The 21,513-nt window shown below is 67.8% G+C and carries 19 protein-coding genes and 1 other RNA gene; 13 read left to right on the top strand and 7 right to left on the bottom strand.

What is annotated here, in order from left to right; all coding sequences use genetic code 11:
- The first annotated feature begins 11 nt into the window (after window positions 1–11).
- Complete coding sequence (rsgA, locus tag G332_RS0111185; RefSeq protein WP_019627082.1) at window positions 12–908, top strand: ribosome small subunit-dependent GTPase A; 897 nt, start codon at window positions 12–14, stop codon at window positions 906–908.
- Between the two features lie 151 nt (window positions 909–1,059).
- Here the strand turns inward: rsgA and G332_RS0111180 are convergent, their stop codons facing one another.
- From G332_RS0111180 to ffs, 6 genes are all read right to left on the bottom strand, one after another.
- Entirely contained in the window at window positions 1,060–1,851 is a 792-nt protein-coding gene (locus G332_RS0111180) for a hypothetical protein (protein ID WP_026340814.1), read from the bottom strand.
- A 353-nt stretch (window positions 1,852–2,204) separates the two neighbouring features.
- Window positions 2,205–2,549: a histidine triad nucleotide-binding protein gene (locus tag G332_RS0111170; protein WP_019627080.1), complete on the bottom strand. Its 345-nt coding sequence runs from the start codon at window positions 2,547–2,549 to the stop codon at window positions 2,205–2,207.
- Between the two features lie 33 nt (window positions 2,550–2,582).
- The gene (recR, locus tag G332_RS0111165; protein ID WP_019627079.1) at window positions 2,583–3,173 is read right to left on the bottom strand and encodes a recombination mediator RecR; all 591 of its coding nucleotides are present in this window, start codon (window positions 3,171–3,173) and stop codon (window positions 2,583–2,585) included.
- Window positions 3,174–3,195: 22 nt separating this feature from the next.
- A complete protein-coding gene (locus G332_RS0111160) occupies window positions 3,196–3,522 on the bottom strand; it encodes a YbaB/EbfC family nucleoid-associated protein (RefSeq protein WP_026340813.1) in 327 nt (108 codons plus the stop codon).
- Between the two features lie 105 nt (window positions 3,523–3,627).
- Window positions 3,628–5,460, bottom strand: coding sequence for a DNA polymerase III subunit gamma/tau (gene dnaX / locus G332_RS0111155; RefSeq protein ID WP_019627077.1), 1,833 nt, complete (start codon window positions 5,458–5,460; stop codon window positions 3,628–3,630).
- Between the two features lie 84 nt (window positions 5,461–5,544).
- Window positions 5,545–5,641: signal recognition particle sRNA small type (gene ffs, locus G332_RS13395), an RNA gene on the bottom strand.
- Window positions 5,642–6,014: 373 nt separating this feature from the next.
- Here ffs and G332_RS0111150 point away from each other — a divergent pair.
- The 12 genes from G332_RS0111150 to modC all read left to right on the top strand — a co-directional run bounded on the left by G332_RS0111150 (window position 6,015) and on the right by modC (window position 20,753).
- Window positions 6,015–6,764 (top strand): glutathione peroxidase, encoded by a 750-nt coding sequence (locus tag G332_RS0111150; RefSeq protein ID WP_019627076.1) that lies wholly within the window; start codon window positions 6,015–6,017, stop codon window positions 6,762–6,764.
- A 182-nt stretch (window positions 6,765–6,946) separates the two neighbouring features.
- Window positions 6,947–8,341, top strand: a complete 1,395-nt coding sequence (gene gorA / locus G332_RS0111145) for a glutathione-disulfide reductase (protein WP_019627075.1) — start codon at window positions 6,947–6,949, stop codon at window positions 8,339–8,341.
- 200 nt (window positions 8,342–8,541) lie between these two features.
- On the top strand, window positions 8,542–10,413 hold the full coding sequence (locus G332_RS0111140) for a DUF294 nucleotidyltransferase-like domain-containing protein (protein ID WP_019627074.1): 1,872 nt from the start codon (window positions 8,542–8,544) through the stop codon (window positions 10,411–10,413).
- 55 nt (window positions 10,414–10,468) lie between these two features.
- Window positions 10,469–10,732 carry a DUF4212 domain-containing protein gene (locus G332_RS0111135; RefSeq protein ID WP_017940517.1) on the top strand — a complete coding sequence of 88 codons (264 nt, stop codon included), beginning with the start codon at window positions 10,469–10,471 and terminating at the stop codon, window positions 10,730–10,732.
- A 7-nt stretch (window positions 10,733–10,739) separates the two neighbouring features.
- Entirely contained in the window at window positions 10,740–12,509 is a 1,770-nt protein-coding gene (locus tag G332_RS0111130) for a sodium:solute symporter family protein (protein WP_019627073.1), read from the top strand.
- 213 nt (window positions 12,510–12,722) lie between these two features.
- The gene (locus tag G332_RS0111125; RefSeq protein ID WP_019627072.1) at window positions 12,723–14,570 is read left to right on the top strand and encodes a putative nucleotidyltransferase substrate binding domain-containing protein; all 1,848 of its coding nucleotides are present in this window, start codon (window positions 12,723–12,725) and stop codon (window positions 14,568–14,570) included.
- Between the two features lie 142 nt (window positions 14,571–14,712).
- Complete coding sequence (locus G332_RS0111120) at window positions 14,713–15,324, top strand: 3'-5' exonuclease (protein WP_026340812.1); 612 nt, start codon at window positions 14,713–14,715, stop codon at window positions 15,322–15,324.
- Window positions 15,325–15,424: 100 nt separating this feature from the next.
- The gene (gene acs / locus G332_RS0111115; RefSeq protein ID WP_019627070.1) at window positions 15,425–17,383 is read left to right on the top strand and encodes an acetate--CoA ligase; all 1,959 of its coding nucleotides are present in this window, start codon (window positions 15,425–15,427) and stop codon (window positions 17,381–17,383) included.
- 176 nt (window positions 17,384–17,559) lie between these two features.
- Window positions 17,560–17,946, top strand: a complete 387-nt coding sequence (locus G332_RS0111110; RefSeq protein WP_019627069.1) for a winged helix-turn-helix domain-containing protein — start codon at window positions 17,560–17,562, stop codon at window positions 17,944–17,946.
- 248 nt (window positions 17,947–18,194) lie between these two features.
- Window positions 18,195–18,953 carry a molybdate ABC transporter substrate-binding protein gene (gene modA, locus G332_RS0111105; protein WP_019627068.1) on the top strand — a complete coding sequence of 253 codons (759 nt, stop codon included), beginning with the start codon at window positions 18,195–18,197 and terminating at the stop codon, window positions 18,951–18,953.
- A 4-nt stretch (window positions 18,954–18,957) separates the two neighbouring features.
- Complete coding sequence (gene modB / locus G332_RS0111100) at window positions 18,958–19,650, top strand: molybdate ABC transporter permease subunit (protein WP_019627067.1); 693 nt, start codon at window positions 18,958–18,960, stop codon at window positions 19,648–19,650.
- A complete protein-coding gene (gene modC, locus G332_RS0111095) occupies window positions 19,647–20,753 on the top strand; it encodes a molybdenum ABC transporter ATP-binding protein (RefSeq protein WP_019627066.1) in 1,107 nt (368 codons plus the stop codon). The genes modB and modC overlap by 4 nt, the downstream gene beginning before the upstream one ends.
- A gap of 259 nt (window positions 20,754–21,012) precedes the next feature.
- On the opposite strand, the gene G332_RS12925 is transcribed toward modC, so the two are convergent.
- The coding region (locus G332_RS12925; RefSeq protein ID WP_019627065.1) for an integrase core domain-containing protein at window positions 21,013–21,513 on the bottom strand (501 nt) is incomplete at its 5' end.

Raw genomic sequence — 21,513 nt, 5'->3', positions numbered from 1 at the left:
GGAGCCCCGGCTTGAGCCGGGTCGCCCGGGTCTTCGCCCGCCACAACCAGATGGCCGACATCGCGTTGGAGCACCAGCCACCGCGACGCCTGCGGCTGCACCGGCGCTTCCGCGACATCGCCTGTGGCGACCGCGTGGAACTGGACACAACAGGCGAAGAGGTCGCGCGCCAGCTCGACCGCGACAACATCCTGGTCCGGCGCGACGGGTTCGGACGGCGCAAGGTGATTGCCGCCAACATTGACTGCGTATGGATCGTGATCGCGCCGGAACCCGCCCCGTCGCGTAACCTCATCGACCGCTTTCTGGTCGCAGTCCTGAACCTCCCCGCGCGCCCGCGCCTGCTGGTGAACAAGCAGGATACCGGCTCCGCCGAGCCCCCCGACTGGCTGGCCGCCTATCGCGAACTGGATCTCGACCCGCTGTACGTCTCCGCCAGGACCGGATACGGGCTGGACGAACTGGCGGCGGCTGCGGCCGGGCACACCAACATCCTGGTCGGTCAGTCCGGCGTCGGGAAGTCCTCGCTGGTGGCCGCCCTGCTCGATCAATACGGGATCGCCGACGCCATAGCGCCGGCCACCGGGGACCTCGCTGCCTCCGGCGAGGGCCGCCATACCACAATCACCGCACAGTGGTATCCACTGGCCAACGGGGGTGCCTGGATCGACTCGCCCGGCGTGCGTGACTTCACGCCGGAGATCCCGTCCATGGACACCCTGGAGCGCGGCTTCCCGGACATCGCGGAACGGGCCGTGGCCTGCCGCTTCCGCGACTGTCGCCACCAGACCGAACCGGGCTGTGCGGTTCGCGCCGCCATCGACGCCGGCGAACTTCCCGCGGAGCGCCTGCAGGCCTGGCACGAACTCGCCACCGAGATCCCCGTCCAGACCCGCGCCCGCGGATAACACCCGGTTGCCGCCCGTCCCGACGACCCGGCGGAGGCATCCAGAGCGTTTAGCAGGGAGCCGGCACACACGGAAAGGCCACCGGCGCACCTGCAGCCGGCGTCACGGAAATGCTGGAAGCAGCGAGGTTCCGCGGCAAAGGCCTGCGGAATCAGAAGGTCAGGCCCATCTCCAGGCCGATCACGGACAAGACCTGATCGCGGCTGGCCCCTTCGAACTCCAGACGGTCCGCCAACCAGTCATCGGCGACATTCAGGGAGTAGTCGTCGTAGTAGAGGCTCAAGGAAAGCTCGGACTGGTTTTGCAGGCGCAGGCGCCCGTCCAGACTCAGGTAGCCCATGGACCGGGCCGTGTCGCGGGCACGATCGCCGTGACCGAAACTCAGTCCGTCTGCCTCGCCAGACAGCGGCTGGCGCAGGCCCACGCGAAACTGACTTTCAAAACGACCGGAGGCAAAAGTGGGGCCGAAGCTGAAATCGGTAAAGTAGGCCGTGGTTTCGCTGGTCGGACCGAGATCATTCCAGTCCGAGCGGGTTTCCGCGCCCAACCCGAGGTTCAGCCCGTAGCCAAAGCCACCCCCGATTTCCTGCCGGTAACCGCCGACGGCCTCGAACAGGCGCGGACTGCCGAAGCCGGTGTCGATCTGGTCCAGCGCCGAGCGACCCTGCGTGCTGCGCACCGAGAGGTGGTAACGCGACCGGGACTCGCGTTCGGCCACACCACGACTGTCACGCAGCCCTGCCACCTCCGGCACACCCCCGGATTGTGGCCCCGCCAACAGGGAATAGCGCTCCCCGGCCGAGGCCGAGCCTGCGCCCAGTGCGAGTCCCGCAATCAGCAGTACCGCCAGCGACCCGACCACAGGCACAGGCACACGCGACGGCTGCGGGCCCTTCACCCGCAGCCGTTGCATGGCTGCACCTGTCGAACGAAGTCGCGTCACACCGCTGGTCCTTGTATCCGTTTTCTCTCGGAGCCTTCGGGTTTGGCCGGACTGGCTGTTGCATGGAACATGCGAGCCCTGATCGCCGGTTTCCCCCGTGACTATAGGTCCATTATACGCTTTAAGCGAGCCGAGAGAAGACACCCGCACCACCACATTTGTGGCAATCATCTCGCTTTGACGGGCTCCTGGAAGCCTGTCGGATTCAGGCGATCGTCGCGAGCGTGGCGGGAGAGCGAGGCCTTTTTTCGGTCTCTCGAGGCGCATAGCAGGGCTATGTAACGAGACAGGGCAGGAAAAGGGCCCGCTCTCCTGCCCACGCGCAGCAGATCCGTCCTCAACCCGACAGCCTCCTAACCCGGCGGCCAGCTCAACGCGCGCCCCGCCAGCACATGCATATGGATGTGATAAACCGTCTGGCCGCCGCCCTGATTACAGTTCATCACCGTGCGATAACCGTCTTCCGCAAATCCACGCTCGCGCGCAATCGCAGCTGCAGCGCGGGTCATGGCCCCGATGACCGGCGCATCTTCCGGGCTCAGGTCGTTCAACGTTGCGATGTGCTTTTTCGGGATCACCAGCACGTGCGTGGGCGCCTGCGGGTTAAGATCCTCGAACGCCAGTACAGCATCGTCCTCGAACACAATCCGGGCCGGGATCTCTCCCGCCACGATCTTGCAGAATATACAGTCGGTCATGCCGTCATCCTCGCCGCTTGCGATTACCCGGTATCAATACTCGCGCCGCCCCGACAGGGCGTGCGCCAACGTACCCGCATCAATGTATTCCAGCTCGCCCCCGCTGGGGATACCCTGAGCAATGCGCGTGGTGCGCACCCCGTGACGTGCCGCCATCTCCGCCAGGTAATGGGCCGTGACCTCACCCTCGACCGAGGTGTTGGTGGCCAGGATCAGCTCCTCCACCCCCTCCGACCGGAGACGCGCCTCGAGCCGATCCAGCCCGAGCGCTTCCGGCCCGATGCCGTCCAGGGGCGAGAGCCGCCCAAGCAACACATGGAAGCGCCCTCCGAAGTCCGTGGCGGCCTCGATGGCGAGGACATCCCCCGGGCTTTCCACCACGCAGATCACACGCGGATCGCGCTCGGGATCGGCACAGCGGCTGCAAATCTCCGCCGAGGTCAGGGTGCGGCACACCGAGCAGTGACCGATACGGGCCACCGCCTCGTCCATGGCCCGCGCCAGCCGCCGGGCGCCCTCGCGATCACGCTCCAGCAGATGCAACGCCATGCGCCGCGCAGATTTCGCGCCTACACCAGGCAGGCAGCGCAATGCCTGGACCAGCTCGTCCAGTTCCGCATCCATCAGGGCAACCCTGCCGTTCGGGTCAGAACGGCAGCTTCATGCCGGCCGGCAGACCCAGCCCTTCGGTCAGGCTCCCCATGCGTTCCTGGGTGGTGGATTCCACCTTCTGCACCGCATCGTTGATCGCGGCCGCGACCAAATCCTCGATCATGTCGCGATCGTCTTCGAACAGGCTGGGGTCAATCTTGACCCGGCGCACCGCATACTTGCCGGTCATCACCACGCTGACCAGGCCGCCACCGGACTGACCCTCGATCTCCATCTCGGCCAGTTCCGACTGCACCTTCTGCATGTCTTCCTGCATCTTCTGGGCCTGTTTCATCAGGCCACCCATACCACCTTTCATCATGATTTCGCTCTCCTGTCCTGCACCTGCGCGCAGGGGTTGTGATTCAGTTCCCGGGGAAACGCCCTGCCGCATGCTGCTGCAGCACGCGCAACCCGAACCCGTACATCAATCGGCGTTTCCCTGAAGCGCCGCTGGGGGCACATCGCCGTCCGCCGTAGCACCCGCCCGGCCCTCTCGAATACGGACCGCGCCCAGCTCGGCCCCGAATTCCTGCCCCAGGGCCTGTACGACCGGATCCTCGCGCATGCTCGCCTCGGCACCCGCCTGACGCCGGGCCGAGGCTGCTGCGAGCCGGGCCGCCGGCGTCGTGTCAGACAACCCGGACCGGTCGACAATCTCCAGACGCAACGGGTGCCCCAGAGCCTGCTCCAGTGCCTCCTTCAGGCGCGTCCTGGCGCGATCGGTACAGGGCGTACCCGGCGCCAGCGCCAGGACCACGCGCTCGGCGTCATGCTGGCGCAGTTCCGCGTGCTTGGCGAGTTCGCGCACCGTGCCCGCGGGCAGGCCGAGGGCAAAACGGTTCCAGTCAAAGGCCTCGCCTGCCTCCGGCGCAGCCGCGGCGTCATCCGGTGTGCGCCCCGCTGCCGTATCCGCTGCCATGCCGGGCTCCCGCACCGCACCCGACTCCCGGGGCGGAGCGGCAACAGGGGCCGGGTCCGCGGCAGGGGTCGAATCCGGGGACGCGCCGGCATCGAGACCCGGGTCCGGCACGGGGTCGGCGGCAACGGGTGCCGAAGGCGGCGCCGCGGTCGCCAGGGGCCGCGACGCCGCCGGGGCAGGCGCAGGCGCAGAGTCATGCGTCGCACGCGTGTCCGCGCGCGGCGACCGGCCGTCCGCGCCTGCCGCCGGTGCCGGCTCCGGACGAAACGCCAGCAGGCGCAACAGGGTCATCTCCACCCCCATGCGCGCATCCGGTGCATACGGCAGATCGCGGACCCCGTGAACCAGGATCTGGTAGGCCAGCTGGACCGTCTCCGGGTCAACCCGATCGGCCACCGCATGCGCCCAGGCCGCGGCCTCCTCGCCGGTCTCCGGGGCACCACCTGCCACCTGCCGCACCGCGACCTGATGCACCAGCGCGGCCAGCTCGTCCAACAGCCGCGACCAGTCCGGTCCCAGCGTGTCCAGTTCCGACAAGCCCTGCAACAGGCCGCGTCCATCGCCGGCGAACACCGCATCCAGCAAACCGGCCAGGCGGGTACGCGGCAGCAACCCGAGCATGTCACAGGCGTCAGCCTCGCTCAGATGCGTGCCACCGTAGGCAATGGCCTGGTCGGTCAGGCTCAGTGCGTCACGCATGGAGCCCTCCGCTGCCTCGCCCAGACGCAGCAGGGCGCCCGGCTCCGCCTCCACCCCTTCGGCCGCGAGCACCCGCGTCAGGTGCTCGGCAATCATGGCCGGCGGCATTGGCTTCAGGTTGAACTGCAGACAGCGCGACAGGACGGTGACCGGCAGCTTCTGCGGATCCGTGGTCGCAAGCAGGAACTTCACATGCTCCGGCGGCTCTTCCAGCGTCTTCAACAGGGCGTTGAAGCTCTTCTCGGAGAGCATGTGTACCTCGTCGATCAGGTACACCTTGAAGCGGCCAGTGGTGGGCGCGTAGGACACGTTGTCCAGCAGCTCGCGGGTGTCGTCCACCCGGGTGCGCGAGGCGGCATCCACCTCGATCAGGTCCAGATGCCGGCCTTCGGCAATCTCGACACAGGAACGACATTCACCGCAGGGCGTGGGAGTCACCCCGGTCTCGCAGTTCAGACAGCGGGCGAGGATGCGCGCCAGCGTGGTCTTGCCGACCCCGCGCGTGCCGGAAAACAGATAGGCGTGATGCAGACGATCGCCGCTCAGGGCATTCGACAGCGCGCGCACCACATGCGGCTGCCCGACCAGGTCCTCAAAGCGCGCGGGACGCCACTTGCGGGCCAGAACCTGGTGACTCATGCATCCCCCGTCGATCGAGTCTGCCGCGACCCCGGACGCGGAGGTCACCGCAGAAACTGGGTCGCAGGGATATAGGGTGGTGGCCCGCACCCGCCACACCCCGGCGCCCGACGCAGCTGCTACCGTTGCTCCCTTCCGGGCCTGGCGGGGTTCACAACCTGTCGTCGCGAGGGGACTGATACGGACCACCATAACGCGGTCCGCGATTCGGGCTGTTGCCGAATCCGGGCCGCAAGCTTCCGCATTTCCGGCGAACGCGTCAACCCGAGGGACACACCGATTCGTGTACGGGGCGACCCGTGTTACGCGGCGCCGGACGAAAAAATGGCTCCCGGGCGCCCGCGAGCCTGCCGGATTCGGGACAGAATCTTCTGCGCGTGCGGGACAGTGGCCGGTCATAGGCAGAAGCTAACGACCAAATAGAAAACAAAAACTGGATCAATCAAGGGAAGGCCTTTATCTTGAGTCTCGTGGTCGGGAATCACCCCCGCCCGAACAAGACTTCTCTCTCGTAAATACACTGCTTGATCACAACTTCTTAAGGAGAACATCGAATGGAACTGGAAAATCGCGAAGGCCAGCGCGTCCCGGAAGTCACCTTCCGCTGCCGCAAGGACAACGACTGGCACGACGTGCGCTCGGCCGATCTGTTCAACGGCCGCAACGTGGTCGTGTTCGCCCTGCCGGGGGCCTTCACCCCGACCTGCTCGTCCGCCCACGTGCCGCGCTACAACGAACTGGCGCCGGTGCTCAAGGAGCACGGTATCGACGAGGTCGTCTGCATCTCGGTCAATGACGGCTTCGTCATGGAGGCCTGGCAGGCCGACCAGCAGGCCGACCGCGTGACCTTCATCGCGGACGGCAACGGCGAGTTCACCGAGCAGATGGGCATGCTGGTCGACAAGAGCGACCTCGGCTTCGGCCACCGCTCCTGGCGCTACTCCATGCTGGTACGCGACGGCGTGATCGAGAAACAGTTCATCGAGCCGGACGAGCCGGGCGACCCCTTCGTGGTCTCCGACGCCGACACCATGCTCGCCCACGTCGCGCCGGATGCGGCCTGCCCCGAAGACGTGGTCGTCTTCACCAAGCCGGGCTGCCCGTACTGCGCCAGCGCCAAGGAGATGCTGGCGAACGCCGGTCTGGATTACGAAGAGATCATCCTGGGCCGCGACGCCAGCCTGCGCAGCCTGCGCGCCGCCACCGGCGCGATGACCGTCCCGCAGGTGTTCGTGGGCGGCCACCGCATCGGCGGCTCGGAAGATCTGCAGGAGTGGATCTCCCGCGAGCAGAAGGCGGCGTAACCGCGTCGCCCGCCGGGGCGGGTCCTTGTGACCCGCCCCCGGTGGTCACCCGAGACCCGGGTGGCCATTCGTGTCCGGATGCCGGCACAACCGGACGTCCGGACACGAATGGCAGACGCCTGTTGACCGCGCGCAATGCGGTCATCATGTAACACTTTCACTGAACCCTTCGAGGAACCGACATGGAACACTACGACATCATCGTGATTGGCGGCGGCAGCGGCGGCCTGGCCGTGGCCGAACGTGCCGCCCCGCACGGCGCGCGCGTCGCCGTGTTCGATGCCAAGCCGCTGGGCGGGACCTGCGTCAATGAAGGCTGCGTGCCCAAGAAGCTCACCTGGTACGCGGCCGAGCATCTGAGCCACGCCCGCCTGGCCGGCGAGTTTGCCGTGGATATCGAGGTCCGCGGCATCCGCTACGGCGATCTGGCCGAGCGCCGCCAGGCGATGCTGAGCAGCCTGAACGAATTCTGGGCCGGGTACCTGGACAAGCTGGGCGTGACCCACATCCCGGAACGCGCCCGCCTCGCCGGCAAGGGCCGGGTAGTCAGCGACAGCGGCACCGAATACAGCGCCGACCGCATTGTGCTGGCGATGGGCGGCGCCCCGATCGTGCCGCCGCTGGAAGGGGCCGAGCTGGGCGCCACCTCCGATGACTTCTTCGAATGGACCGACCTGCCGGAATCCATTGCCGTGATCGGGGCCGGCTACATCGGCCTGGAGATGGCCGGGATGCTCCGCTCCATGGGCGTAGAAACCGACGTCGTCGCGATGGAAGAGCGTGTGCTGGAGATGTTCGACCCGTTGATCTCCCACACCCTGGAGCGCCACATGGAACACCAGGGCATCGACCGCCACCTGGGCGTGAAGGTGGCCGGCCTGAGTGGCAAACCGGGGGCCGTAACCGTGAAGCTGGAAGGCGGACAGGAACTGGGCCCCTATCAGAAGGTGCTGTGGGCGGTGGGCCGCAAGCCCGCCACGGCCGACATGGGCCTGGAAGAGGCCGGCGTGGAGATCGCCCGGGGCGGCATCATCCCGGTCGACGAGTGGCAGACCACCAATGTCGAGGGCCTCTATGCACTGGGCGACATCATCGGCAAGGGCCCGCTGACCCCGGTGGCGATCGCAGCCGGCCGCCGCCTGGCCGATCACTGGTACGCACCGGAGACGAACCCGGTGCCGGTGGACTACGACCAGATCCCGACCGTGTCCTTCACCCATCCCACCGCCGGCATGGTCGGGCTGACCGAACCGCAGGCAGTGGAGAAGCACGGCGACTCGGTGCGCATCTACGAGACCGAGTTCGGTGGCCTGGATCGTGCCTTCGCCGAGGGCGAGCTGCCGCCCGTGGCAATGAAGCTGGTCTGCGCCGGGGACGACGAAAAGATCGTCGGCATCCACATGATCGGACCGAACGTAGACGAGATGCTGCAGGGCTTTGCGGTCGCGGTGCGCATGGGCGCGACCAAGCGCGACTTCGACCTGACCATCCCGCTGCACCCGACCAGCGCCGAGGAGCTGGTCACCCTGAAGCAATCGCGGCCGGGTCGCCAGGAAGGCCTGGCCCGGGCCGCCTGAACCCGACCTGACGTCCCACCCCGGCCCCCGGCGCCCCGCCGGGGGCCGTTTCTTTGCGTAACACCCCGTTACGCAACGTAACACCGCACTCCCCGACATCCCCACAAGTGCCTGATTCCAGGCACCTTAAAGATTGGCACACCGCTTGCAAACGCACCCCGAATCGTGACCTCCATCACCCAGGGGATACCACCCAAGCCATGTCCGATGCGCTCGACAGCACCCGCGAGTTCCTGGCCACCCATGCGCCGTTCGACCAGATCGAGGCGGATGCGCTGGACTTCCTGATCCCGCGTCTGGAGAGCCGCTTCTACCCCCGCGGGGCCCGCATCACCGACCCCGAGGCCGGCCCGGCGCAGCGCTTTCACATCATCCGCCAGGGCCGCATCCGCGGTGAGACCCCGAGCGAGGACGAACAGCTCTCCGGCAAGGCCTGGGAGCTGATCCCCGGAGAATGCTTCCCGATCGGCGCCCTGCTCGGGCGGCGCGCGGTCCACACCGTCCATCGCGCCGCCGAAGACACCGTCTGTCTGGAACTCAGCCTCGAGGACTTCGACCGTCTGCGCGGCCGCTCGCGCGTCTTCAACGACTTCTGCACCCGTCGCCTCGCCAACCTGCTGGACCGCCTGCAACAGGGCATGGACACGCTGGCCGCCCGCGACTCCGGCGCCGGCCAGCTGAACACCCCGCTGGCCCTGCGCATCACACGCGACCCGATCACCTGCCGCCCGGACACCCCGCTGCGGGCGGTCCTGACCACCATGCGCGACGAACGCGTGGGCTCCATCGTGGCCACGGACGCCGAACAACACCCGGTCGGCATCTTCACCCTCCACGATCTGCTCGCGCGCGTTGCCCTGGCCGACGTCGACCTGGATACCCCGCTGCACGCGGTCATGACGCCCGACCCGGTCGCGCTGGAGGAAAGCGCCCCCGGCTTCGAGGGCATCGAGGCGATGACCGAACACGGCATGACCCACCTGTGCGTGGTTCGCGCCGGCCGCCTGGTCGGCGTGCTCGGTGAACGCGACCTGCTGACCAGCCAGCCGCTGACTCTGGACGGCCTGGTACGCGAAATCCAGCGTGCCGACTCGGTCACCGCGATCGCCGAACACCTGCGCCAGGTGCCGCGCCTGATCGAAGCGGTGGTCAGCCAGGGCGCGGAGGCCGATCAGGTACTGCGGCTGATCACCCGACTGAACGAACACGCGACCCGTCGCGTACTGGCCCTGCTGCGCCCGCAACACGCCATCGACGGCATCACATTCACCTGGCTGGCCTTCGGCTCCCAGGCGCGCGAGGAACAGGCCCTGATCACCGACCAGGACAACGGCATCCTGTTCGACGCCGCGGCGAGCGATGCCGATGCCATCCGCGAGCGCCTGCTGCCCTATGCCCGCGCCGTGAACGAGGCCCTGGCCGAGTGCGGCTTCACGCTGTGCCCCGGCAACATCATGGCGGGCAACCCGGAGTGCTGCCTGAGCGGCCCGGAGTGGGACCGGCGCTTCACCCGCTGGGTCGAACAGGGCACCCCGGAGCACCTGCTCAAAAGCACCATCTTCTTTGATCTGCGTGCGCTGCATGGTGATGCCGGCCCGGTGGAGGCGCTGCGCACCCGCCTGCTGCAGCAGACCGCCTTCAACAGCCGCTTCCGGCGCCAGATGGCCGCCAACCAGCAGCAGTTCCGGCCGCCGCTGGGGCTGTTCGGCGAGATCAAGAGCGGCGCCAATGGCATCGACATCAAGAAGCAGGGACTGACCCCGTTCGTGGACGGCGCCCGGGTGATCGCACTGGCCGCCGAACTGCCGGCCACGCGCAGCCACGAGCGCCTGGAACAGGCCGTCGCGGCCGAGGTCATGCGCCCCGGCGACGCCCAGGACTACCACGCCGCCCTGCGTTACCTGCAGATGCTGCGCCTGCGTGCCCAGCAGAAGGCCCTGCGCGAGGGGCGCGACGACGACAACCGAATCCGGCCGGAAGCGCTGGGTGCCCTGGAGGCCCGGGTACTCAAGGAGTCCTTCCGGCAGGCCCGCAAGCTGCAGGGGCAGCTCGCGGTGCAGTACCAGCTGTGACCAATCGCACCGACGAGTCACGGCAACAACAAAACCTTACGAGAGGAGCATCACCATGTCACAAGAAGACCTGAGCCGGCAGGCGTACTGGCGGGCGCACCTGCGTCTGCTGGGCATCTGTCTGGCCATCTGGTTCCTGGTGTCGTTCGTGCTGGGCATCCTGGTCGCCCAGCCCCTGAACGCGATCCAGCTGGGGGGCTACCCGCTGGGCTTCTGGTTCGCGCAGCAGGGGTCGATCTACACCTTCATCATCCTGATCTTCGTTTATGCCTGGCGCATGAACGTGCTGGATCGCAAGTTCAACGTCCACGAGGAGTAAGCCTGTCATGGATCAACAGACTCTAAGCCTGCTCGTGGTCGGGGCGACCTTCGCCCTGTACATCGGCATCGCCATCTGGGCGCGCGCCGGTTCCACCAGCGAGTTCTACGTCGCCGGGCGCGGCATCAACCCGATCGCCAACGGCATGGCCACCGCCGCCGACTGGATGTCCGCTGCGTCGTTCATCTCCATGGCCGGCCTGATCGCCTTCCTCGGCTTCACCGGGGGCGCCTACCTGATGGGCTGGACCGGCGGCTACGTGCTGATGGCGCTGCTGCTGGCCCCGTACCTGCGCAAGTTCGGCAAGTTCACGGTGCCGGAATTCATCGGGGACCGCTTCTACTCGAAGGCCGCGCGCATCATCGCGGTGATCTCCCTGATCGTGATGTCCGTCACCTACGTGATCGGGCAGATGCGCGGGGTCGGGATCGCCTTCTCCAACATCCTGGAAGTGCCGCTGGCCACCGGCCTGATCGCCGGGATGGCGGTGGTGTTCATCTACGCCGTGCTCGGCGGGATGAAGGGCATTACCTACACCCAGATCGCGCAGTACGTGATCATGATCTTCGCCTACACAGTGCCGGCGATCTTCATTGCCATCACCCTTACCGGCAACCCGATCCCGCAGCTGGGCCTGGGTTCCACCCTGCAGGGCGAAGACACCTACCTGCTGGAGGCGCTGGACAAGACCATGGTCGAACTGGGCTTCCATGCCTACACCGCAGTGGGCGGCATGAGCATGCTCAACATGTTCCTGCTGACCCTGGCGCTGATGATCGGTACCGCGGGCCTGCCGCACGTCATCATCCGCTTCTTCACCGTTCCGCGCGTGCGGGATGCCCGCAAGTCCGCCGGCTGGGCGCTGGTCTTCATCGGCCTGCTCTACACCACCGCCCCGGCGGTGGGTGCGATGGCCATCTGGAACCTGGTCAACACCGTGCATCCGGGCGAAATCGGTACCGAGGAAGGCCACCTGGCCCACGCGGACAAGCCAGCCTGGATGGAGCGCTGGGAACAGACCGGTCTGCTGGCGTTCGAGGACAAGAACGAAGACGGCGTGATCCAGTACTACAACGACGCCAACGAAGAGTTCGCCGCGATGGCGGAAGAGGAATACGGCTGGGAAGGCTCCGAGATCGTGACCCTCGACCGCGACATCATGGTGCTGGCCAACCCCGAGATCGCCGGTCTGCCAAGCTGGGTGATCGCACTGGTGGCAGCGGGCGGTATCGCCGCCGCACTGTCGACCGCGGCGGGACTCCTTCTCGCCATATCGTCGGCCATCTCGCACGACTTGCTGAAGGGCGTATTCATGCCCAGGATCAGCGAGAAGAACGAGCTGATGGCAGGACGTATCGCCATGGCGGTCGCCATCCTGTTCGCGGGGTATCTGGGGCTTAATCCACCCGGCTTCGCGGCCGAGGTGGTGGCACTGGCCTTCGGTCTGGCCGCGGCCTCGCTGTTCCCGACCCTGATGATGGGCATCTTCATGAAGAAGATGAACAAGGAAGGCGCGATCGCCGGCATGCTGGTCGGTCTGTTGACCACCCTGCTGTACATTTTCACGTACAAGGGCTGGTTCTTCTTCTCCGGCACCGCCATGCTCCCGGACAACCCGGACGGCTGGCTGCTGGGCGTGAACCCGACCGGCTTCGGCGCGATCGGCGCGGTCTTCAACTTCATCACCGCCTACATCGTGATGAAGTTCACCGCCGAGCCGCCGAAGGACATCCAGGACCTGGTGGAGAGCGTGCGCGTACCGCGCTCGGAAGCCTGATGGAGGGCCCCGTCATGCCCGGTATGACCGGCATGACGGGGTCACCCCTGTCATGACTGGATGGTCCGTTCACACGACAAACGAAAGGATCGGCCCGGGTTTCCCGGGCCGTTTCCCTGATATCGGCCCCATCATCACGGGCCAAGCGGCAATCGACCTGCCCCGGGTCGATTGCCGGTTGCCCCGGCCAACCCGCCCCGCACGGACTCGCAGATGAACGGCGAACTCGAAGAGATCCGCGAATTCCTCGACCAGTGCCCCGATCTGGCGACCCTTCCGGCCGCAAGCCGCGGTGCCCTCGTGCGCCGGCTGACCCTGCGCTACCTGCGTGCCGGCAGCGACTTCCCGCCCGCGGCCGAGGCCGGGCTGTGGATCCTGCGCACCGGCAGCATCGAGATCCGCGACGCCAGCGACACCCTGCAGGACCGCCTCGGCGAAGGCGATACGTTCCATGTACCCGCAGCGCCGAAGCACCGGCTCGGCCCGGTCACCGAGGACAGCCTGGTCTACCACCTGCCGCTGGAGCGCGCCGAAGCACTGTCGGCTCAGGATGGTGCCATTGCCACATTCCTGGCCGACGACGCCCCGCGCCCCCTGGCACTTCTCCATGGCGCGGCCGGTGACAACACCCGGGGCCTGCTGACCACCCCGGTCCGCGCGCTGATGACACCCGACCCGGTATGCGGTCTGACAACCCTGAGCCTGCGCGAGGCGGCACAGCTGATGGACCGGGCCGACATCGCGGCCCTGCTGCTGCACCCCCCGGAACGGCCACTGGAACCGGCCGGCATCCTCACCGATACCGACCTGCGCCGCGCCCTGGCCCGCGATCAGGACCCGCAACGGCCAGTGGCCGAGTACATGGCCACGCCGCTGACCACCGTGACCGGCCAGACGCCCGCATTCGAGGCCCTGCTGCGGATGGCGCGGCACGACATCCACCACCTGCCGGTGGTGCAGGAGCACGACGGGGGCCTGACCGGCATCCTCTCCAGCACCGACCTGATCCGTCACCAGGGCACCAGCGCCGTGTACCTGGTGCGCGACCTGCGCCGGGCCGACGACCTGCCCGCCCTGCAGGGGATCATGCAGGCCCTGCCCCGACTGCAGGTCCAGCTGGTGGACACCGGCGCCGATGCCGTGCAGATCGCGCAGACGCTCACCACCGTGATCGACACCCTGACTCAGCGTCTGATCGAGCTGTACCAGCGCGACCACGGCAATGCCCCCTGCGCATTTGCCTGGCTGGCCAGCGGCAGCCAGGGCCGCCACGAGCAAACGGTATTCACCGACCAGGACACCGCTCTGATCATCGCCGATGACGCGCCGCCCGCAGCCGACGCCTGGTTCGAACCGCTCGCGCAGCAGGTGCGTAACGGGCTGGACGCCTGCGGCATCCGCGCCTGCCCGGGCGCGGTCGATCCCAGCCACCGCGACTGGCGCCGTTGCGCAGCGGACTGGGCACAGGAGTTCGAGCGCGTGCTGCACCACCCGGCCCCGCGCGACGCGATGCTGGCCAGCCACTACCTCGACCTGCGCGTGATCCACGGCGATGCCGAGCTGTTTGAACCCCTGCGCCAGCAGGCCCTGGCCACCGGCCAGCGCCACGAGGCCCTGCTGTCCGCCCTCGCCGATCAGGCCCGCGACCTGCCCGCCCCGCTGGGCTTCTTCCGCCAGTTCGTACTGGAAGCCAGCGGCGAACACGCCGACACCCTGGACCTGAAGATGCGCGGCCTGCTGCCGCTGGTCGCCATGGCCCGCGTGTTCGCCCTGAACGCAGGCAGCGAGGCCCGCGGTACCGTGGAGCGCCTGCACGCCGCCGCCCGGGCCGGCGTGATCCACGACACCACGGCCGCCAACCTGGTCGATGCCTGGCTGTACATCGCCGGCCTGCGCGCCCGCCACCAGGCCGCGCAGATCCGCAACGGCCAGGCACCGGACAACGCCCTCGACCCGGCCGAGCTGTCTACCCTGGAACGCAACCACCTGAAGACCGCGTTCCGCCTGGTCAGCGATACGCGCAAGTCCGCCCTGGCCAACGCCGAACGGGTGCACGGATGATGGTAGCAGCGCGCTGATGGTCTGCTCGCTGGTTCACGCCGACTGGCGACGCCCCCCGGGTCACTGGCGCTTCTGTCGGCGCCGCCGCCATGCCGCACGGCATTGCCCCCCCGGCTCGCTGCGCGAGGCCCTGGCAGCCCCGCTGCCCGCCGCCGGGCAGGCCATCGCCCACAGCCGCTTCCTGGCCGTGGACCTGGAGACCACCGGGCTGGACCCGGAGCACGACCGCATCCTCAGCATCGGCTGGGTGGCCATGGACGGCGCCTGCATCGACCTGGCCACCGCCGATCAGCGCCTGGTGCGCGCCGAGGGACCGGTGCCGGAGGCCAGCGCAGTCATTCACCGCATTACCGACCAGCGCGCCGCCAGCGGCATGGCCCTGGATGCCGCGCTGGAGGCCCTGTTCCGCGCACTCGCCGGACGCGTCATGGTGGCGCACCACGCGGCGCTGGAGATAGGCTTCCTGGAACAGGCCTGCCAGCGGCTGTACGGCGTGCGCCCGCCGCTGCCCATCGTGGACACCCTGCGCCTGGCGGAGACGGCCCTGCGCCGCGCCGGCCAGCCGATCCCCGCCCACGGGCTACGCCTGCACACCCTGCGCGCGCGCTACAACCTGCCGGCCTACCGCGCGCACGACGCGCTGTTCGACGCCATCGCCGCGGGCGAGCTGTTCGCCGCCCTGCTCAGCCGGCAATCGCCGGACGGCAAGCTGCCGCTCGGGCGTGTGCTGTTCCGTCCCGCGTGGCTTTGGTGAGCGCCGCCAGCCAGCCATTCGCGTGCTATCCTCGCACCCACCAACGGGGGCCGTACCGCCCCCTTTCAACCGCATCCGCAAAACCTTTCCGGAGGCCCTGATGAGCGACAACATCGAGTCCACCCTTACCGAGACGCGCCACTTCGCGCCCCCGGCGGCGTTTACCGAAAACGCGCGCCTGAAACCGGAGGATCTCGAGGCCCTGCACCAGAAGGCAGAGGCCGACTATGAAGGCTTCTGGTGCGATCTCGCGCGCGAAAAGATCGACTGGCAGACCGAATTCACCCAGGGTCTGGACGACTCCCGCGCGCCGCATTACCAGTGGTTCGCCGACGGGCGCATGAACGTCTCCTACAACTGCATCGACCGCCACCTGGAAGTCCGCGGCGACAAGACCGCCATCATCTTCGAGGCCGAGAACGGCGACACCCGCCACCTGACCTACCGCGACCTCTACAACGAGGTCGGCAAGCTGGCCAACGCGCTCAAGACCATGGGCGTGGAGAAGGGCGACCGCGTCATCATCTACATGCCGATGAACGCCGAGGCCGTGATCGCCATGCAGGCCTGCGCCCGCATCGGCGCGATCCACTCGGTGGTGTTCGGCGGGTTCTCCGCCGACGCCCTGCGTGACCGCGTGGTGGATTCCGGCGCCAGGGTGGTCATCACCGCCGATGGCGGCGAGCGCGGCGGCAAGGTCGTCGGGCTCAAGGCCAACGTCGACAAGGCGCTGGACGCCAATGCCGGCGACGTCGAGAAGGTGGTGGTGTGCAAGCGCGCCGGCAACGACGTGACCATGCACGAAGGCCGCGATGTCTGGTGGGATGACGCGGTGGACGGCGAATCCGTCGACTGCGAGCCCGAGTGGGTGGAATCCGAGCATCCGCTGTTCCTGCTCTACACCTCCGGCTCCACCGGCAAGCCCAAGGGCATCCAGCACTCCAGCGCCGGCTACCTGCTGGGCGCGATCGTCACCAACCAGTGGGTGTTCGACCTGCAGGGCGACGATGTCTACTGGTGCACCGCGGATGTCGGCTGGATCACCGGCCACACCTATGTCGCCTACGGCCCGCTGGCCGTGGGCGCCACCCAGGTTGTCTACGAAGGCACGCCGACCGTCCCCGACGCGGGGCGCTGGTGGAAGATGTGCCAGGACCACGGCGTGACCGTGTTCTACACCGCCCCCACCGCGATCCGCGCGCTGATGAAGGCCGGCCCGGACCTGCCGCAGCAGTACGACCTGTCGCGGCTGCGCCTGCTGGGCACGGTCGGCGAACCGATCAACCCCGAGGCCTGGATGTGGTACTACACCACCGTCGGCCAGGAGCGCTGCCCCATCGTCGACACCTGGTGGCAGACCGAGACCGGCGCCAACATGATCGCCCCCATCCCGGGCGCGACCACGCTGGTTCCCGGCTCCTGCACGAAGGCCCTGCCCGGCGTCGCCGCCGACGTGGTAGACGAGGACGGCAACAGTCTGGGCGCCGACCAGGGCGGCTACCTGGTCATCAAGAAACCGTGGCCGCACATGCTGCGCACCGTCTGGGGCGACGACCAGCGCTACAAGGACACCTACTGGCCCAGGTTCGGCGGCAAGTTCTACCTGGCGGGCGACTCCGCCCGGCGCGACGCCGAGGGCAACTTCTGGATCATGGGCCGCATCGACGATGTGCTGAACGTCTCCGGCCACCGCATGGGCACCATGGAGGTTGAATCCGCGCTGGTCGCGCACAAGGCCGTGGCCGAGGCCGCCGTGGTCGGCCGCCCGCACGACGTGAAGGGCGAGGCCATCGTCGCCTTCGTGATCCTGCAGGGCGATCGTCTGACTGGCGACGACGCCGAGGCGATGGTCAAGGAACTGCGCAACTGGGTCGCCGACCAGATCGGCCCGATCGCCAAGCCGGACGACATCCGCTTTGCCGACGGCCTGCCGAAGACCCGCTCCGGCAAGATCATGCGCCGCCTGCTGCGCTCCATCGCCAAGGGCGAGGAGATCACCTCCGACACCTCCACACTCGAGAACGAGGCCGTGATCCCGCAGCTCCAGGGTAAGGCCTGAACCGGAGGCCGGGGTATCGCACCCCGGCCCTGTTGTTCCCGTAGGAGGCCAGCCCCCTGGCCGATAGGGCCGATCCAGCACCCCATCGGCCAGAGGGCTGGCCTCCTACAGTTCAGGGGTATCATTCGTCATCACACGCCCTTACCCGTATCAACACACCCCAAGCCGCCCTGCCCATGAGCACCCACCATTCCGACGACCACAAGGACCCAACACAGGCCCCGCGTCTGCGCGTCCTGCTGGGCGAGGTCACCGCGATGGGCCCGGGCAAGGCCATGTTGATGGAGGCCATCCGTGACCAGGGCTCGATCTCCGCGGCGGCCCGCCATGTCGGCATGTCCTATCGCCGCGCCTGGGACCTGGTCGAGACCATGAACCAGAGCTTCCGCGAACCCGTGATCGCCACCGCCAAGGGCGGCTCCGGCGGGGGCGGCGCGCAGATCACCGACTTCGGCGAGACCGTGCTGACGCGATACCGCGACATGGAACGCAAGGCCTGCGAGGCCCTGCGCGACGAACTGCACGCCTTCGCCGACTTCCTCGCCGACGACCACAAGCCGTAACCAGCGCCCGAACCTTGACGGCCCTCCCCCGGCCCCGCATCATTGCGCCAGCCGATATGCAAACTGAAATATAACGAACCGCATATCCCCAACCTCACCGTCACTGCGAGGAACCGCGCGACGCAGCACGAAAGCAGCGAAGCTGCGTTGAACGGCCGCAGGCCGGCCCGAAGGGCGAGCGCAGCGAGTAATCGCAAATAGAACCACCCGAACCCACCTGGACCCAACCACCGGTAAGCCCCCACAACATGCACCTGCGCGCCCTCCTCCTGACCCTGCTCCTCCTGCTGCCCGGCCCGGCCGCCGCCAATGGCCCGCTGACCATCGCCGCCGCCTCCGACCTGCGCTTTGCCCTGGACGAGATCCTGGACGCCTACCGCGAGGCCTATCCGGATGACCGCGTGCGCGTGACCTACGGCTCCTCCGGGCGCATGACCACGCAGATCCTGAACGGCGCGCCCTACGACCTCTTCTTCTCCGCCGACATCGCCTACCCGCAGACACTGCACGCCGAGGGGCACGCGGTCACCGAGCCGGAGGTCTACGCCATCGGCCGGATCGTGCTGTGGAGCAACCGCATGGATGCCTCCGAGCGGACGCTGGAAGACCTGACGCGCGACGACATCCGCCGCGTGGCCATCGCCTCGCCCACGCACGCCCCCTACGGCGTGCGCGCGATGGAGGCGCTGAAGGCCGCCGGCGTCTGGGACGAACTGCAGCCCAAGATCGTCAACGGCGACAACATCGCCCAGACCGCGCGCATGGTGCAGGCCGGCGGCGCGGACATCGGCATCATCGCCCTGTCGCTGGCCGAGTTTCCCGATCTGGCCGAGCACCCGCACTACCTGATCGACGACGCGCTGCACGAACCGCTGACCCAGGGCTTCGTGATCACCCGCCGCGGCGCGGACAACGACACCGCGCACCGCTTCGCCGAGTACATGAATGGCGACAACGCGCGCGAGATCATGCGCCGCTACGGCTTCGAGATGCCCGGGAGCGAATAACGCAATGCTGGACCTGAGCCCCACGGACTGGATGGCGATCGAGGTCACCCTCAAGCTCGCGCTCTACACCACGCTGATCCTGCTGGTCATCGCCACGCCGATCGCCTGGTGGCTGGCCAACGGGCGCGGCTCCCCCGGCGTGCGCACCGCGGTGCAGGCCCTCGTCGCCCTGCCGCTGGTGCTGCCGCCCACCGTGCTCGGCTTCTATCTATTGGTCCTGCTCGGCCCGGCCGGGCCGGTCGGCAGCACGCTGGAGAGCTGGGGCCTGAACCACCTGGCCTTTACCTTTCAGGGCATCCTGATCGGCTCGGTGATCTACTCCCTGCCGTTCGCGGTGCAGCCGTTGCAACAGGCCTTCGCCAACCTCGGCCGACGCCCGGTGGAGATCGCCGGCTCGCTGGGCGCCGGGCGCATCGACCGCTTCTTGACCGTGATCCTGCCGATGACCCGCGGCGGCTTCATCGTCGCCGCCACGCTCGCGTTCGCCCACACCCTCGGCGAGTTCGGCGTGATCCTGATGCTGGGCGGCGCGATCCCCGGCGAGACCCAGGTGCTGTCCATCCTGATCTACGACCACGCCGAGGCGATGGACTTCGACTCCGCCCACCGCCTGTCCTTCGGGCTGCTGGTGTTCGCCTTCGCCGTGCTGTTCATCGTCTACGCGATCAACCGCCGCTTCGACACGGTGCGCCTGTGACCCGGCCCCAGCCCGACACGCTGCGCATCCAGGCCCGGCTGGAACGCCCCGGCTTCGTGCTGGACGTGGACACCGCCTTCCCGCTGGAAGGCGTGACCGCCCTGTTCGGCCGCTCCGGCTGCGGCAAGACCACACTGCTCCGCATCATCGCCGGGCTGGAGCAGCCGCCCGGCGGCGAGGTGCACTTTCGCGATACCGCCTGGCAGTCCGGCAAGACCTTCGTCCCGCTGCACCGCCGCCGCGTCGGCCTCGTGTTCCAGGAGTCCACCCTGCTGCCGCACCTGTCGGTACGCGGCAACCTGCTCTACGGCTACAAGCGCACGCCGGAGCCCCTGCGCCGCCTGCACCTGGACGAGGTCGCCCGCCTGCTCGGCATCGACGACCTGCTGGAGCGCCGCGCCGATCAGCTCTCCGGCGGCCAGCGCCAGCGCGTCGCCCTCGGCCGCGCCCTGCTCACCAGCCCCGACCTGCTGCTGCTCGACGAACCGCTAAACGCCCTGGACACCCAGACCAAGCGCGAGATCATGCCCTTCCTAGCCCGCCTGTCCGACGAGACCGGCATCCCCAGCCTGCTCGTCACCCACGCCCCCGACGAGGTCGAACGCCTCGCCACCCGCGTCGCCTTCATGCACGACGGCCAACTCGAACGCCTGGAACCCCTGCGCGAAGCGCTCGCCCGCGCCGACTCCCCCCTGTTCCGCGAAGAAGGCGCCGTCTCCGTCCTGCAAGGCGAACTGGGCCCAGCCGATGCCCACGGCCTGCACCCCTTCGGCCCGCCCGAGGCCCGCTATCGCGTACCGTCCACCCCCGGCGCCACCAACGATGCCGGCCGCCCGGCCCGCCTGCGCATCGACGCCCGCGACGTCGCCATCGCCCTGACTCCGCCCCAGGACGTCTCCATCCTCAATATCATCCCCGTCACCATCGAGTCGCTGGATGAGGCGCCCGGGCACCACGGCCCCGCACGCGTGCTTGCCGTGTGCCGGCAGGACGATGGGCAGACGTTGATGGCGGAACTGACGAAGTTATCTACCGAACGGCTTGGTCTCCAGCCCGGCGCTCGTGCCCATGCGCTCGTCAAATCCGTTGCCTTTCTCGACTGAACGGCGCTCGCGTACACCGCGAATCGGAGCAACCACCGACCGGCTCGCAAACCCACAACGTCCATGCCAGAATCCAGCTAACTGCCATGCAAGCTGGCGACCACCCAACCTACCGACTCACGAAACCTGTCTACACCGCAACATATCCAGGATCCATCGTCGCGCATGCACCATACCCCGCTGAATACACGCCCGTTCTGGCCGCCGCCTCATCCGGGATATATCGCGCGCACGTTCAACAAATATCCGTGCGCGCCGTCTAATACGCTGTGAAATATATGTCAGGTATCGCCTGGTCATATACACGTTTTCGAAATAAATCGGGGCGTTCATGGTGCCAGGCCTTGAGGGTTTCCACCGGTGTCCGGTGCCCAAGCGCCTTCTGCCCGATGTGATGGTTGTACAGCCGCTGGTAGTGTCGCAGGGCGTCGTGCAGGTGCTGACCGGAATCGAAGTGATGCGTCCGCAGCAGGTCGGCGATGCGCCCGTTGAAGCGCTCGACCATACCGTTGGTCTGGGGCCGCTTGGGCCGGATCAGGCGATGCTCGATCCCGTGCTCGGCGCACAGCCGGTCGAACGGGTGACGCCCGGTCGGCTCACGCTCCCCGGTCGCGGCCAATCGATCCGTGAACTCCTTGCCGTTGTCGGTGACAAGGTGGGTGATATGGAATGGCGCTTTCTCGAGAAGCTTCTTCAGAAAGCCGCGCGCGGCTTCGGCGCTCTTGGCCCGTCGCACCTCCAGGTAGACCCAGCGGCTGGC

This window comes from Thioalkalivibrio sp. ALJT, assembly GCF_000381825.1.
Lineage (GTDB): Bacteria > Pseudomonadota > Gammaproteobacteria > Ectothiorhodospirales > Ectothiorhodospiraceae > Thioalkalivibrio.
Note: the sequence above shows the minus strand (reverse complement) of the source record. Positions and strands in the feature narration are given on the sequence as shown.